At 68.9% G+C, this 13,901-nt stretch carries 10 protein-coding genes; 5 read left to right on the top strand and 5 right to left on the bottom strand.

Going from position 1 to position 13,901, the window contains the following annotated elements; translation table 11 throughout:
- Window positions 1–24 precede the first annotated feature (24 nt).
- The 3 genes from R2B38_RS35230 to sucC all read right to left on the bottom strand — a co-directional run bounded on the left by R2B38_RS35230 (window position 25) and on the right by sucC (window position 3,828).
- Window positions 25–1,617 (bottom strand): aldehyde dehydrogenase family protein, encoded by a 1,593-nt coding sequence (locus R2B38_RS35230; protein ID WP_318019855.1) that lies wholly within the window; start codon window positions 1,615–1,617, stop codon window positions 25–27.
- A gap of 187 nt (window positions 1,618–1,804) precedes the next feature.
- Window positions 1,805–2,686, bottom strand: a complete 882-nt coding sequence (gene sucD / locus R2B38_RS35225; protein WP_318019854.1) for a succinate--CoA ligase subunit alpha — start codon at window positions 2,684–2,686, stop codon at window positions 1,805–1,807.
- A gap of 11 nt (window positions 2,687–2,697) precedes the next feature.
- Entirely contained in the window at window positions 2,698–3,828 is a 1,131-nt protein-coding gene (gene sucC, locus R2B38_RS35220; protein ID WP_318019853.1) for an ADP-forming succinate--CoA ligase subunit beta, read from the bottom strand.
- 144 nt (window positions 3,829–3,972) lie between these two features.
- On the opposite strand from sucC, the gene R2B38_RS35215 reads away from it, so the two are divergent.
- The 5 genes from R2B38_RS35215 to R2B38_RS35195 all read left to right on the top strand — a co-directional run bounded on the left by R2B38_RS35215 (window position 3,973) and on the right by R2B38_RS35195 (window position 11,956).
- Window positions 3,973–5,655: a thiamine pyrophosphate-binding protein gene (locus R2B38_RS35215; protein WP_318019852.1), complete on the top strand. Its 1,683-nt coding sequence runs from the start codon at window positions 3,973–3,975 to the stop codon at window positions 5,653–5,655.
- An 11-nt stretch (window positions 5,656–5,666) separates the two neighbouring features.
- On the top strand, window positions 5,667–6,899 hold the full coding sequence (gene frc, locus R2B38_RS35210; RefSeq protein ID WP_318019850.1) for a formyl-CoA transferase: 1,233 nt from the start codon (window positions 5,667–5,669) through the stop codon (window positions 6,897–6,899).
- A gap of 4 nt (window positions 6,900–6,903) precedes the next feature.
- Window positions 6,904–9,048 (top strand): acetate--CoA ligase family protein, encoded by a 2,145-nt coding sequence (locus R2B38_RS35205; protein ID WP_318019849.1) that lies wholly within the window; start codon window positions 6,904–6,906, stop codon window positions 9,046–9,048.
- Between the two features lie 120 nt (window positions 9,049–9,168).
- Window positions 9,169–10,557 (top strand): OFA family MFS transporter, encoded by a 1,389-nt coding sequence (locus R2B38_RS35200; protein WP_318019848.1) that lies wholly within the window; start codon window positions 9,169–9,171, stop codon window positions 10,555–10,557.
- A gap of 1 nt (window position 10,558) precedes the next feature.
- Window positions 10,559–11,956 (top strand): OFA family MFS transporter, encoded by a 1,398-nt coding sequence (locus R2B38_RS35195; RefSeq protein WP_318019847.1) that lies wholly within the window; start codon window positions 10,559–10,561, stop codon window positions 11,954–11,956.
- Between the two features lie 116 nt (window positions 11,957–12,072).
- On the opposite strand, the gene R2B38_RS35190 is transcribed toward R2B38_RS35195, so the two are convergent.
- Together R2B38_RS35190 and R2B38_RS35185 are read right to left on the bottom strand one after the other, a co-directional pair.
- On the bottom strand, window positions 12,073–12,750 hold the full coding sequence (locus R2B38_RS35190) for a GntR family transcriptional regulator (RefSeq protein ID WP_318019846.1): 678 nt from the start codon (window positions 12,748–12,750) through the stop codon (window positions 12,073–12,075).
- Window positions 12,751–12,938: 188 nt separating this feature from the next.
- The gene (locus tag R2B38_RS35185) at window positions 12,939–13,877 is read right to left on the bottom strand and encodes a beta-ketoacyl-ACP synthase III (protein ID WP_033279296.1); all 939 of its coding nucleotides are present in this window, start codon (window positions 13,875–13,877) and stop codon (window positions 12,939–12,941) included.
- Window positions 13,878–13,901: the final 24 nt, after the last annotated feature.

Genomic DNA, 13,901 nt, shown 5'->3' with positions numbered 1-13,901 from the left:
ACGCGAGTGCTGCCCGGCCTCAGATCACGGCATGAGCTGATACTCCGGGAAGTTGCCCGGCAACCGCTCCCCCACCGGCCCGTGTGTCACCGCCCGGATGAGGAGTTCGCCGCCGACGAAGGCGCCGCGCCAGGACGCGCCGAGGCCGCCGAACAGTTCGTCGCGGTCGCCGCGGGAGCGTGGTGTGCCGTGGCCGACCTTGAACGCCCGTATCTGCGGGGCCAGTCGGTCGTAGGTCGCGCGGTCGTCGGTGGACAGGGTGGCGACCAGCGCGCCGTTGGACGCGTTCATCGCGGCCAGCAGCTCCGCCTCCGTGTCGACCAGGACGATGGTGTCGACCGGGCCGAACGGTTCCGCGTGGTGCAGGGGGGACGACGGAGGCGGGTTGAGGAGCGTGACGGGTCGGACGTACGCCGAAGTGTCCTGCCCGGGAAGGAAGTTGGCCTCGGACAACTTGCCGCGGTGCAGCGGTACGGCGCCGCGGTCGATCGCCTCGGCCACCTGGTCGTGGAGCTCCTTGGCCTTGGCCGCGTTGATCACCGGACCGAAGTCCAGTTGCGGGTACGGGTCTTGAGCGTGCTGGACCGCAAGAGGGTGGCCGACACGGAGAGTTCGGACCGCGGGGAGGTAGGCCGCTAGGAACTCGTCGAACAGCTCGCGCTGGACGACGAAGCGCGGATACGCCGTGCAGCGCTGCTTGCCGTAGTCGAAGAGCTTGGGGATGACCGCGGTGAGCGTGTCCCAGTCGGTGTGGTTCCAGATGCCCCAGGTGTTGAGTCCTTCCTGCTCGAGGATGTGCCGCTTGCCCAGGTCGGCCACGGCCGTGGCCACCGCGGCCCCGGTGTCGCGGCCGCCGACGAAGGAGACACAGCCGATCTCGGGCGCGCGCACCAGCGCCTCCGACAGCTCACCTCCGCTGCCGCTGACGAGGGTGACGGGAATGCCCTCGCGCGCGGCCAGCGCGGCGGCCAGGGTGAGGCAGGCGACTCCGCCGTCGGTCGGGGTCTTGGCGATGACCGCGTTTCCGGCCAGCGCCTGAACCAGCATGGCGTGGACGAGCACGCTCATCGGGTAGTTCCAGCTCGCGATGTTGGACACCGGGCCGTCGAGCGGGGTGCGGCCGGCGAGCATCGGCTCGATGCCGTCGACGTACCAGCGCACGCCGTCGATGGACCGGTCCACATCCGCCTGCGCGAGCCGCCAGGGCTTGCCGATCTCCCAGACCAGCAGCAGCGCGAGGAGTTCGCGGTGCTCGGTCAGGGCGTCCAGCGTGGCGGCGACGCGGGCGCGCCGCTCGTCGAGCGGGACGTGGCGCCAGGCGCGGTGCTGGTCGAGGGAGGCGCGCACGGCCTGGTGGGCGGTGGACCGGTCCAAGCGGGGCGGGCCGGCGATCGGGCCGCCGTCGACGGGGCTGGTGGCGGGCAGGGCCCGGCCGTCCCGCTGCCAGGCCGCGTTCCAGAGGTTGAGGACACGGTCGTCCTGGAACGCCTCGGGCGCGACGTCGAGACAACGCCGCCAGGCGTCACTCCAGGACGTGCCCGCCTTGAGGGTCGGGGGGTGAAGGGAGGGGGTGGAGGTGGAGGTGGTGGTGGGGCCGGGTGTGAGGGTTGATGCCATGCTTCTGCTCCGCTCTCGGTGCACAGTCGGGGCGGGGTGAGGCAGGAACGGTCCAACGCACGAACTGTCGTACAGGTGAAGCTAGTTGCGCTCGAAGGAGCGCGACAGTGACGGCACATCAACTATGAGTGACATCACGTGCCGCTCGCGGGGGCGCCGGTGCCTCTTACCGGAGGTCCAGCGCCTCTCACCGGAGATTCAACCGGTCCAACACCAGCCGGGCGGTCTCCGTCGGCGTACGTCCGACCTTCACCCCTACGGCCTCCAGCGCCTTCTTCTTCGCCGCCGCCGTACCGGAGGAGCCGGACACGATGGCGCCCGCGTGGCCCATCGTCCTGCCCTCGGGTGCGGTGAAGCCGGCGATGTAGCCGACGACGGGTTTGGTGACGTGGTCGCGGATGTAGGCGGCGGCACGTTCCTCGGCGTCGCCGCCTATCTCCCCGATGAGGACGACGAGTTCGGTGTCGGGGTCGTCCTGGAACGCGGCGAGGCAGTCGATGTGACTCGTGCCGACGACGGGGTCTCCGCCGATGCCGACGCAGGTCGAGAAGCCGATGTCCCGTAGTTCGTACATGAGTTGATAGGTGAGCGTGCCCGACTTGGACACCAGGCCGACGCGGCCCGGCTTGGTGATGTCGGCGGGGATGATGCCCGCGTTGGCCTGGCCGGGGGTGATCAGACCGGGGCAGTTGGGGCCGATGATCCGGGTGCCCCTCGACGTGGCGTACGCCGTGAACGCGACCGAGTCGTGGATCGGTATGCCCTCGGTGATGACGACGGCGAGGCCGATGCCCGCGTCGGCGGCCTCGATCACCGCCGCCTTCGCGAAGGCGGGCGGCACGAACACGACGCTGACATCGGCTCCCGTCGACCGCATACCGTCGGCGACCGACCCGAAGACCGGCACGGCCCGGTCGTCGAAGTCGACGGTACGGCCGGCCTTGCGCGGGTTGACGCCGCCGACGACGTTCGTGCCGACCGCGAGCATCCGGCGGGTGTGCTTCATGCCCTCGCCGCCGGTCATGCCCTGGACGAGGACCTTGCTCTCCTTGGTGAGGTAGATCGCCATGTCCCGGCTCCTTAGCGTGCGTTGGCGAGGTCGGCGGCGCGGCGGGCGGCACCGTCCATGGTGGTGGCCTGCTGGACCAGCGGATGGGCGTACCCGTCGAGGACGGCTCGACCCCGGGCCGCGTTGTTGCCGTCCAGCCGGACGACCAGCGGCTTGGTCAACTGGACGGTTTCCAGGGCCCGTACGATGCCGTCGGCCACCACGTCGCACGCGGTGATCCCGCCGAAGACGTTGACGAACACCGACTTCACGGCCGGGTCGGAGAGGATGACGGACAGTCCGTCGGCCATGATCTGGGCGGATGCCCCGCCGCCGATGTCGAGGAAGTCGGCGGGGCGGGCACCGCAGCCCGCGACCACGTCGAGCGTCGACATGACCAGGCCCGCGCCGTTGCCGATGACGCCGACCTCACCGTCGAGCTTGACGTAGTTGAGGCCCTTCGTGGCGGCCGCCGCCTCCAGTGGATCGTCGTGCGCCGCGCCCTCGGATCCCCAACGCGCCTGCCGGAAGCGGGCGTTGTCGTCGAGGGTGACCTTGCCGTCGAGGGCGACGATCTGCCCCTGCTTCGTCCGCACGAGCGGGTTGACCTCGACGAGAACGGCGTCCTCGCGGACCAGTACCTGCCACAGCCGCACGAGGACGTCGACGGTCTGCGGCGGCAGGCCTGCCGCCTCGGCGATCTCGCCCGCCTTGGCCGAGGTGACGCCCTCCGCCGGGTCGATGTGCATACGGGCGACCGCATCCGGTCGACTGGCGGCGACCTCCTCGATCTCCATACCGCCCTCCGCTGACGCGATCGCGAGGAAGCGGCCCGCCGCGCGGTCGAGGACGTAGGAGACGTAGAACTCGCTCTCGATGTCGACCGGTTGGGCCACCATCACCTTGCCGACCGTGTGGCCCTTGATGTCCATGCCGAGGATCTGGCGTGCCGTGAGCTCGGCGGCGGCCGGGTCCGCGGCGAGTCTGACCCCACCCGCCTTGCCTCGCCCGCCCGTCTTGACCTGCGCCTTCACCACGACGCGTCCGCCCAGCCTGCGGGCGATCTCGCGTGCCTCCTTGGACGAGGCGGTGACCTCGGCCCGGGGCACCAAGATGCCGTGTTCCTCGAAGAGTTCCCTTGCCTGGTGCTCGTACAGATCCATCCGGGCTCCTCACCTAAAAGTGCCGCATGCCCCCTGGACACCACCCACCGGATGCGGGATAACAAGTTTCATACAGTATTCGTCGACTGTATGCAATGTACCGCGAGAGCGTTCCAACCCCCTACGAAGGGACAGGACTTCGCCATGCCCGACGACACCCAGGACGTGATTTCCGGTGGTCATCTCGTCGCCAAAGCCCTGAAGGCCGAGGGGGTCGACCGCATCTACACCCTGTGCGGCGGCCACATCATCGACATCTACGACGGCTGCGTCGACGAGGGCATAGAAGTCGTCGACGTACGCCACGAACAGGTGGCAGCCCACGCGGCGGACGGTTACGCGCGGATCACCGGCAGGCCGGGGTGCGCGGTGGTCACCGCGGGTCCCGGTACGACCGACGCCGTCACCGGTGTCGCCAACGCCTTCCGCGCGGAGTCCCCGATGCTGCTCATCGGCGGTCAAGGGGCCCTGACCCAGCACAAGATGGGGTCGCTGCAGGACCTGCCGCACGTCGACATGATGACGCCGATCACCAAGTTCGCGGCGACCGTGCCGGACACGGCGCGCGCCGCCGACATGGTGTCGATGGCGTTCCGCGAGTGCTACCACGGCGCGCCCGGGCCCTCGTTCCTGGAGATCCCTCGCGATGTCCTCGACGCGAAGGTGCCGGTGGGCAAGGCACGGGTGCCGAAGCCCGGCGCCTACCGCGCCTCGACCCGCTCGGCCGGCGACCCCGAGGCGATCGAGAAGCTCGCCGATCTGCTGGTCCACGCGGAGAAGCCGGCGATCCTGTTGGGCAGCCAGGTGTGGACAACTCGCGGCACCGAGGCGGCCATTGACCTCGTCCGCACCCTCAACATCCCCGCGTACATGAACGGCGCGGGACGCGGCACCCTCCCGCCCGGCGACCCGCACCACTTCCAACTCTCACGCCGGTACGCCTTCTCGAACGCCGACGTCATCGTCATCGTCGGCACGCCCTTCGACTTCCGCATGGGCTACGGCAAGCGCCTCTCCCCCGACGCGACCGTCGTGCAGATCGACCTCGACTACCGCACCGTCGGCAAGAATCGCGACATCGACCTCGGCATCGTCGGCGACGCGGGGCTCGTGCTGAAGTCGGTCGCGGAAGCCGCCTCGGGACGTCTCAACGGAGGTGCGTCCAGGCGCAAGGAGTGGCTCGACGAGCTGCGCGCGGCCGAACAGGCCGCGATCGAGAAGCGGTTGCCGAGTCTGCGGTCGGACGCGTCACCGATCCACCCCTACCGCCTGGTCAGCGAGATCAACGACTTCCTCACCGAGGACTCCATCTACATCGGCGACGGCGGCGACATCGTCACCTTCTCCGGCCAGGTCGTGCAGCCCAAGTCGCCCGGCCACTGGATGGACCCGGGCCCGCTCGGCACCCTCGGCGTCGGGATCCCCTTCGTCCTCGCGGCCAAGCAGGCCCGGCCCGACAAGGAGGTCGTCGCGCTGTTCGGCGACGGCGCGTTCTCCCTGACCGGCTGGGACTTCGAGACGCTCGTCCGCTACGACCTCCCGTTCGTCGGCATCGTCGGCAACAACTCCTCGATGAACCAGATCCGTTACGGCCAGGCCGCCAAGTACGGCCTGGAGCGCGAGCGGGTCGGCAACACCCTCGGCGACGTCCACTACGACAAGTTCGCCCAGATGCTGGGGGGTTACGGCGAGGAGGTCCGCGACCCCGCCGACATCGGCCCCGCGCTCCAGCGCGCCCGGGAGTCGGGCAAGCCGTCACTGATCAACGTCTGGGTCGACCCGGACGCGTACGCCCCCGGAACCATGAACCAGACGATGTACAAGTGAGGTGAACGGCCATGACCGCCAGGGCACTTGAGGGCATCCGCGTCCTCGACATGACACACGTCCAGTCCGGCCCCTCCGCCACCCAACTGCTCGCCTGGCTCGGCGCCGACGTCGTCAAGCTGGAGGCGCCGACCGGTGACATCACGCGCAAACAGCTGCGCGACCTCCCGGACGTCGACTCGCTCTACTTCACGATGCTCAACTGCAACAAGCGGAGCATCACCCTCAACACCAAGACCGAGCGCGGCAAGGAGATCCTCACCGAGCTGATCCGGCGCTCCGACGTCATGGTCGAGAACTTCGGACCGGGCGCGGTCGACCGTATGGGGTTCACCTGGGATCGCATACAGGAGATCAATCCCCGCATCGTGTATGCGTCGATCAAGGGCTTCGGGGACGGCCCGTACACCAACTTCAAGGCGTACGAGGTCGTCGCGCAGGCGATGGGCGGGTCGATGGCGACCACCGGTTTCGAGGACGGGCCGCCGCTGGCCACGGGCGCCCAGATCGGCGACTCCGGCACAGGAGTGCATACAGTAGCCGGGATACTGGCGGCACTCTTCCAGCGGGAGAGCACCGGCCGGGGTCAGCGCGTCAACGTCGCCATGCAGCACGCCGTGCTGAACCTGTGCCGGGTGAAGCTCCGCGACCAGCAGCGCCTGGCGCACGGGCCGCTCGCCGAGTACCCGAACGACGACTTCGGCGACGAGGTGCCCCGCTCGGGCAACGCGTCCGGCGGCGGGCAGCCCGGCTGGGCGGTCAAGTGCGCCCCGGGCGGCCCGAACGACTACGTGTACGTCATCGTGCAGCCGGTCGGCTGGAAGCCGCTCACCGAGCTGATCGGCCGGCCCGAGCTGGCCGACGATCCCGAGTGGGCGACACCCGAGGCCCGGTTGCCGCAGCTCTCCAAGATGTTCCAGCTGATCGAGGAGTGGTCGGCCACCCTGCCCAAGTGGGAGGTGCTGGAGCGGCTCAACGCCCACAACATCCCGTGCGGGCCGATCCTGTCGACCAGGGAGATCATCGAGGACGAGTCGCTGGTCGCCAACGAGATGGTCGTGACGGTGCCGCACCCCGAGCGCGGCGAGTTCGTCACTGTGGGCAGCCCGCTGAAGCTCTCCGACTCCCCCGTGGACGTGACCAGTTCACCGCTGCTCGGCGAGCACAACGAAGAGGTCTACATCGGCGAACTCGGTCTCGGCGACGAAGAGTTGCGCCTCCTCAAGTCGAACGGGGTGATCTGACGTGATGGCAGAGGACCGGACCCTGAGGGTGCGCGCACTCCTCGACTCCGTGCGGGCCGAGGGACGGTTCGCGCTCACCGCGCCGGAGGGCAAGGTGATCGCCGACGCGTACGGGATCGCCGTACCGGGCGAGGAGTTGGCGACGGACGTCGACGAGGCGGTGGCGTACGCGGCGCGGTTCGGCGGGCCCGTCGCCATGAAGATCGTCTCGCCCGACATCCTGCACAAGACCGACGCCGGCGGAGTCGTCGTCGGGGTCGAGGGCGCCGCGGACGTACGGGCCGCGTTCCACAGGATCGTCGACAACGCACGTGGCTACGACGCCGACGCCCGTATCGAGGGCGTCCAGGTACAGGAGTTGCTGCCGCAGGGGCAGGAGGTGATCGTCGGCGCGGTGACCGACCCGACGTTCGGAAAGGTGGTCGCGTTCGGGCTCGGCGGGGTGCTCGTCGAGGTGCTGAAGGACGTGACGTTCCGGCTCGCTCCCGTGACCCCGGACGAAGCGCTGTCGATGCTGGACTCGATTCGGGCGGCGGAGATCCTGCGCGGGGTGCGCGGCGCACCGGCCGTCGACCGATGGGCGATCGCGGAGCAGATCCGCCGGGTGTCCCAACTGGTCGCGGACTTCCCGGAGATCGCCGAGGTGGACCTCAACCCGGTGATCGCGACGCCGGAGGGCGCGGTCGCGGCAGACATCCGCGTCATCCTCGCCGCATCGCAGCCGGTACCCCGTCGACGGTATACACTCGACGAAATCCTGACGACCATGCGCCGACTGATGGAGCCGACCTCGGTCGCCGTGATCGGTGCCTCGAACGAGCAGGGCAAGATCGGCAATTCGGTGATGCGCAATCTCGTCGACGGCGGTTTCGCCGGCGAGATCCACCCGGTGAACCCCAAGGCCGATGACATCCTCGGCCGCAAGGCGTACAAGAGTGTCACGGACGTTCCCGGTGAGGTGGATGTGGCCGTCTTCGCCATTCCCGCCAGGTTCGTGGCAGCGGCGCTGGAGGAGGTGGGTCGCAAGAACATCCCCAACGCCGTCCTCATCCCCTCCGGGTTCGCGGAGACCGGTGAGGTCCAACTCCAGGAAGAGATCGTCGAGATCGCCGAGCGCTACGGCGTCCGTCTCCTCGGCCCGAACATCTACGGCTACTACTCGACCTGGCAGGACCTCTGCGCCACGTTCTGCACGCCGTACGACGTGAAGGGCGGGGTGGCGCTGACCTCGCAGTCCGGTGGGATCGGGATGGCGATCCTGGGCTTCGCGCGGACCACGAAGACGGGGGTGTCGGCGATCGTCGGGCTCGGCAACAAGTCGGACCTGGACGAGGACGACCTGCTGACCTGGTTCGGCGAGGACCCGCACACCGAGTGCATCGCGATGCACCTGGAGGACCTCAAGGACGGCCGCGCGTTCGTGGAGGCGGCCCGAAAGACCGTGCCCCGTAAGCCGGTTGTGGTGCTGAAGGCGGGCCGTACGGCGGCGGGTGCGAAGGCCGCCGGGTCGCACACGGGCGCGCTGGCCGGTGACGACGCCGTGTACAGCGACATCCTCAAGCAGGCCGGTGTCATCCGGGCCCCCGGGCTCAACGACATGCTGGAGTACGCGCGCGGGCTGCCCGTGCTGCCAACTCCCAAGGGCGACAACGTAGTTATCATCACCGGCGCCGGCGGGAGCGGCGTGCTCCTCTCCGACGCGGTGACCGACAACGGCCTTTCCCTGATGGAGATTCCGCCGGATCTCGACGCGTCCTTCCGGGAGTTCATCCCGCCGTTCGGGGCCGCGGGCAACCCGGTGGACATCACCGGGGGCGAGCCGCCGTCGACGTACGAGGCGACGATCCGGCTCGGTCTTGAGGACCCGAGGATCCACGCGTTGGTCCTCGGTTACTGGCACACCATCGTCACTCCCCCGATGGTCTTCGCGGAGCTGACCGCGCGTGTGGTCGCCGAGTTCAAGGAACGCGGCATCGAGAAGCCGGTGGTGGCGTCGCTCGCGGGTGATGTCGAGGTCGAGGAGGCCTGCCAGTACCTGTACGAGCGCGGGGTCGTGGCGTACCCGTACACGACGGAGAAGCCGGTGGCGGTGCTCGGCGCGAAGTACCAATGGGCGCGCGCGGCAGGGCTGTTGGGCGGTGGTTCATGACGTGAGCCGACGCGGGGCCGGCCGACAGTGCGGTCGGCCGGCCCCGGGGACCCGTGCGCACGCGAAAGGCATTGGACAGGGGGCGCTGGCCAGAACTTTCGACGCAAGGGGCACTGAGCGATGGCAAGAACGGACTACCAAACGTCCGCCCCCTACAGGGAGGTGACGGACCGTCACGGCCGCGTGTACCGCATCGGTGAGTCCGATGTCGACATCATGGGCCGGGCGCGCAAGTGGATGGTCGTCCTGCCCTGGGTGGGCATGATGGGCATCAGCTCCGCCGAGTACGCGTTCACGTCGGCGGAGGAGACGCTCCACGACGCGCATCTGTGGAGCAGTGGGCACATCTTCTGGCTGATGGGCGTCTGGGTGTTCTTCCAGGCGGCCGTCGCCTTCCCGGCCGGGCGGTTGCGTGAGAGTGGTCAACTCCCGGCTCGTACGGCCATGTTGCTCGGCGCGCTCGGCACCCTGCTGGGCTATCTGGCGCTGGCCTTCGCACCGAACGTGCTCGTTGCCTACTTCGGCTTCGGCATGTGCAGCGGTATCGGCGCCGGTCTGGTGTACGCGACCTGCGTGAACATGGTCGGCAAGTGGTACCCGGAGCGCAAGGGCGGCAAGACGGGCTTCGTCAACGGCGGATTCGCCTACGGCTCCGTGCCGTTCGTGTTCCTCTTCACCTCCGTGCTCGACCTCGGCAACTACAAGGTGCTGCTCAGCCTGGTCGGCGTAGGCCTGTGTCTGGTGGTGGCGTCGGCGGGCTGGTTCTTCCGCGATCCGCCGAAGAACTGGTGGCCCGCGCACGTCGATCCGCTGAAGGCGGCCCAAGACCCCAGGATCCGGCGGGCGTTGGAGAAGAACCCGCCGGCGGTCAAGCAGTACACACCCAAGGAGGCCGCCCGTACCCCCGTGCTCTGGATGATGTGGTTCTGTCTGCTGTGCACAGCCGGCATCAACATCTTCGGCATCGCCTTCCAGGTGCCGTTCGGCAAGGACATGGGCTTCGCGGGCGGGATCGTGGCCACGGCGATGTCCCTCAAGGCGATCGTGAACGGCACCGGGCGCGGTGTCATCGGCTGGATCTCCGACCGCTACGGCCGCCGCCACACGCTGATCATCGTGTGTCTCGTGCTCGGTACGGCCCAGTTCGGCGTGCTGGTCTCGGGCCAGATGGGCAGCATGCCGTTCTTCCTGTTCTGTTCCATGGTCTCGGGCTTCGGCGGCGGGGCGATCTTCCCGCTGTTCGCGGCCATGACGGCCGACTACTTCGGTGAGAACAACAACGCCAGCAACTACGGGATGGTCTACAGCTCGAAGCTGATCTCGGGGCTCGTCGGCTCCGGCCTGGGCGCGGTCGTCGTGGGTGAGTGGGACTACCACGGCGCGTTCGTCCTGGCCGGTTCGGTGGGCCTGGCCTCCGCGGTGCTGGCGCTCTTCCTCAAGGCTCCGGGAAGGCCCAACTCCCGGCGCATCGTGCCCAATCCGCACCCGCTCGGCGAGGAGATGGCGTGACATGACCGCAGATCCCATCACCACGAACGAATCCGGCGCCGCGAACCGTCCCTACCGTGAAGTGACCGACGCCCACGGCCGCGTCTACCGCGTCGGCGAGACCGACCGGGACATCCTCGGCCACTCGCGCAAGATCATGATCTATCTGCCGTGGATCGCCATGATGGCGATCAGTGTCTTCGAGTACGCGTACGGCTCCGCGGAGGACACCCTGTCCAGCGCGCATGGCTGGACGCAGAGCAACACCTTCTGGATCCTGAGCATTTGGGTCTTCTTCCAGGCCGGCATCGCCTTCCCGGCGGGCTGGATGCGCGAGAAGGGCATCCTCACGGCGCGCCGGGCGATGTACATCGGCTCGGTGCTGTGCGTCATCGGCTTCCTGGCCCTGTCGCACCTGAGCAATGTGTGGCTGGCGATCATCGGCTTCGGCGTGATCGGCGGTGTCGGTGCCGGTCTCGTCTACGCGACTTGCATCAACATGGTCGGCAAGTGGTTCCCCGAACGGCGGGGCGCCCGCACGGGGTTCGTCAACGGCGGCTTCGCGTACGGCTCGCTGCCGTTCATCTTCATCTTCAACTACGCCTTCGACACGGGGAATTACCACCGGGTCCTGGATCTGATCGGGTGTTACATCCTGATCGTGGTGTTCGGCTGCGCGTTCTTCTTCAAGGACCCGCCGCAGAACTGGTGGCCCGCCGACATCGACCCGCTGACCTACGGCGGCAACGACAAGAGCGCGACGAGCCTCGCCAAGAACCCGCCCGCCGTGAAGCAGTTCACCCCCAAGGAGGCCATCCGTACCGGCATGCTGCCCCTGATGTGGCTGTCCATCGTGCTCACCGCCGGGGTGTCGATCTTCGGGATCTCCTTCCAGGTCGACTTCGCCAAGGACGTCGGCTTCGGCCCGCTGGTCGCGGCCTCCTCGATGGGCATCATGGCCGTCATCAACGGCATCGGCCGCGCGGTCGTCGGCTGGCTGTCGGACCTGTGGGGCCGCAAACTCACCCTGGTCTTCGTCATTTTGGTCCTGGGCCTCGCCCAGTTCGGCGTGATCTGGGCCGGCCATCTGCGCAGCGAGTGGCTGTTCCTGTTCTTCGCCTTCCTCTCCGGCTTCGGCGGCGGCGCGTTCTACCCGATGTTCGCCGCGCTGACCCCGGACTACTTCGGCGAGAACTTCAACGCCACCAACTACGGCCTGGTGTACAGCGGAAAGCTCGTCAGCGGCCTCTTCGGCGGCGGCCTCGGCTCGATGGTGGTCGCGGCCTGGGGCTACAACGGCGCGTACGCACTCGCCGGAGGCGTCTCGATGGTGGCGGCGGCCATCGCGTTGCTGCTGCGTCAACCAGGGCGCGGGGACAGGGAGTTGACGCAGGCTCCCCAACCGCAGCCCGCGGCCTGACAGTTCGTACGTCACTGTCGTCGGCCCACCTGGTGGCCCTCCCCGGTCGGGAGGGCCATCGCGCCGCGTCGGCGCCTGAACAGCGGACCGCCTCCGCGCCAACAGCCGTCCCAGGATCAGGACTTGGCGCGCTCGTGGTACGACCGCCGGGTGTGCTCGGTGTGTTCGCGCATCAGCAGGCCGGCGCGCAGCTCGTCGCGGGCGGTGATCGCGTCGATCAGGTGGCGGTGCTCGATCCACGACGCCACGCCGCGCTGACGGGCCACCGGGGTGTAGTACCAGCGGACCCTGCGGTCGACCTGCGCGGCGAGTTCGGCGAGGACGGCGTTGCCCGCGAGCTCCATGACCTTCGCGTGGAAGCGGGCGTTCATGGCGACGGCGGCGTCCACGTCGTCGGCGTCGACGGCGCGCTCACCCTCCGCGCACAGCTCCTCCAGGACGGCGATCCCGGCGCTGCCCGCGTTGACGGCGGCGAGCCGGGCGGCCTCGGCCTCCAACAGCGTGCGTACGGTGAGGAGTTGGTCGGCCTCCTCCTCCGTCGGCTCGTGCACGAACGCGCCCTGGGCGGGCCGTAGATCGACCCAGCCCTCGGTGTTGAGCCGCTGCAGCGCCTCACGCACCGGCTGCCGGGACACTCCCAGGTGCCCGGCGAGTTCACTCTCGACGAGATGCTGACCGGGCTGCAGCGCGCGCGTGGTGATGAGTTCGAGCAGCGCCTCGTAGACGCGGTCGCGCAGCGGGCCCGGGCGTTCGAGTTTGGGCACCGCCCCCTGCGGCAGTCCTTGCGACAACATCGCGGTCCCCCTCCTGGGCAACATCGGCACTTTGCAGACAGTGGACAGTAGCCAGCGGACAACCGCCGCACCTGGCCTTACGACCAAGTATTGATTGTCTATCGTCTACAGTCTACGGCGCACAGTAGCCAGAGAGTGCGGAAGTCGGCCTCGTCACATCCGGGGGCGGATCCGGGCGGGTGCGCAGGTCACGGGCACCGGACGACCTGGCCGGCGTACGACAGGTTCCCGCCGAAGCCGAACAGCAGGACGGGGTCGCCGGTGCGGACGGCGCCCTGTTCGACGAGTTTCGAGAACGCGAGCGGGATGCTGGCGGCCGAGGTGTTGCCCGATTGGACGACATCGCGGGCGACGACCGCGTTGACGGCGCCGATCTTCTCGGCGAGGGGCTCGATGATGCGCAGGTTCGCCTGGTGGAGGACGACACCGGCGAGGTCGGCCGGGGTCAGGCCCGCCTTCTCGCAGGCCTTGCGGGCGATCGGCGGGAGCTGGGTGGTGGCCCAGCGGTAGACGCTCTGGCCCTCCTGCGCGAACCGCGGGGGCGTGCCCTCGATCCGTACCGCGTGCCCCATCTCGGGCACGGAACCCCACAGGACCGGGCCGATGCCGGGTTCGTCGGCGGCCTCGACGACGGCGGCTCCCGCTCCGTCGCCGACGAGGACACAGGTCGTACGGTCGCTCCAGTCGGTGACCTCGGACATCTTGTCGGCGCCGATGACCAGGGCCCGGGTGGCCGCTCCCGCTCGGACGGTGTGGTCGGCGGTGGCCAGGGCGTGGGTGAAGCCGGCGCACACGACGTTGATGTCCATGGCGGCGGGCGACGGGATGCCGAGGCGGGCGGCTACGCGCGCGGCCATGTTCGGGGAGCGGTCGATGGCCGTGGAGGTGGCGACGAGGACCAGGTCGATGTCCCCGGGCGTCAGGCCCGCGGCGGCGAGGGCCTTGGCGGCGGCGTGCGCGGCCAGCTCGTCCACGGGTTCGTCGGGCCCGGCGATGTGTCGCGTCTTGATGCCCACCCGGGAGGTGATCCACTCGTGGCTGGTGTCGACCATGCCCGCCAGGTCCTCGTTGGTGAGTACCTTGGCGGGCTGGTAGTGACCGACGGCGGCGATCCGCGTGCCGTTCATTGGGTGGTCCCCCTCGTTGCCTTG

Source organism: Streptomyces sp. N50 (genome assembly GCF_033335955.1).
Taxonomy (GTDB): domain Bacteria; phylum Actinomycetota; class Actinomycetes; order Streptomycetales; family Streptomycetaceae; genus Streptomyces.
The sequence above is the reverse complement of the archived record's forward strand: the minus strand, read 5'-3'. Positions and strand labels throughout refer to the sequence as shown.

Coding starts and splice junctions, on each gene's coding strand:
- sucC (WP_318019853.1), bottom strand. CDS start 3,828: ATGGATCTGTACGAGCACCAGGCAAGGGAACTCTTCGAGGAACACGGC.
- R2B38_RS35190 (WP_318019846.1), bottom strand. CDS start 12,750: ATGTTGTCGCAAGGACTGCCGCAGGGGGCGGTGCCCAAACTCGAACGC.
- R2B38_RS35185 (WP_033279296.1), bottom strand. CDS start 13,877: ATGAACGGCACGCGGATCGCCGCCGTCGGTCACTACCAGCCCGCCAAG.
- R2B38_RS35205 (WP_318019849.1), top strand. CDS start 6,904: ATGGCAGAGGACCGGACCCTGAGGGTGCGCGCACTCCTCGACTCCGTG.
- R2B38_RS35230 (WP_318019855.1), bottom strand. CDS start 1,617: ATGGCATCAACCCTCACACCCGGCCCCACCACCACCTCCACCTCCACC.
- frc (WP_318019850.1), top strand. CDS start 5,667: ATGACCGCCAGGGCACTTGAGGGCATCCGCGTCCTCGACATGACACAC.
- sucD (WP_318019854.1), bottom strand. CDS start 2,686: ATGGCGATCTACCTCACCAAGGAGAGCAAGGTCCTCGTCCAGGGCATG.
- R2B38_RS35215 (WP_318019852.1), top strand. CDS start 3,973: ATGCCCGACGACACCCAGGACGTGATTTCCGGTGGTCATCTCGTCGCC.
- R2B38_RS35195 (WP_318019847.1), top strand. CDS start 10,559: ATGACCGCAGATCCCATCACCACGAACGAATCCGGCGCCGCGAACCGT.
- R2B38_RS35200 (WP_318019848.1), top strand. CDS start 9,169: ATGGCAAGAACGGACTACCAAACGTCCGCCCCCTACAGGGAGGTGACG.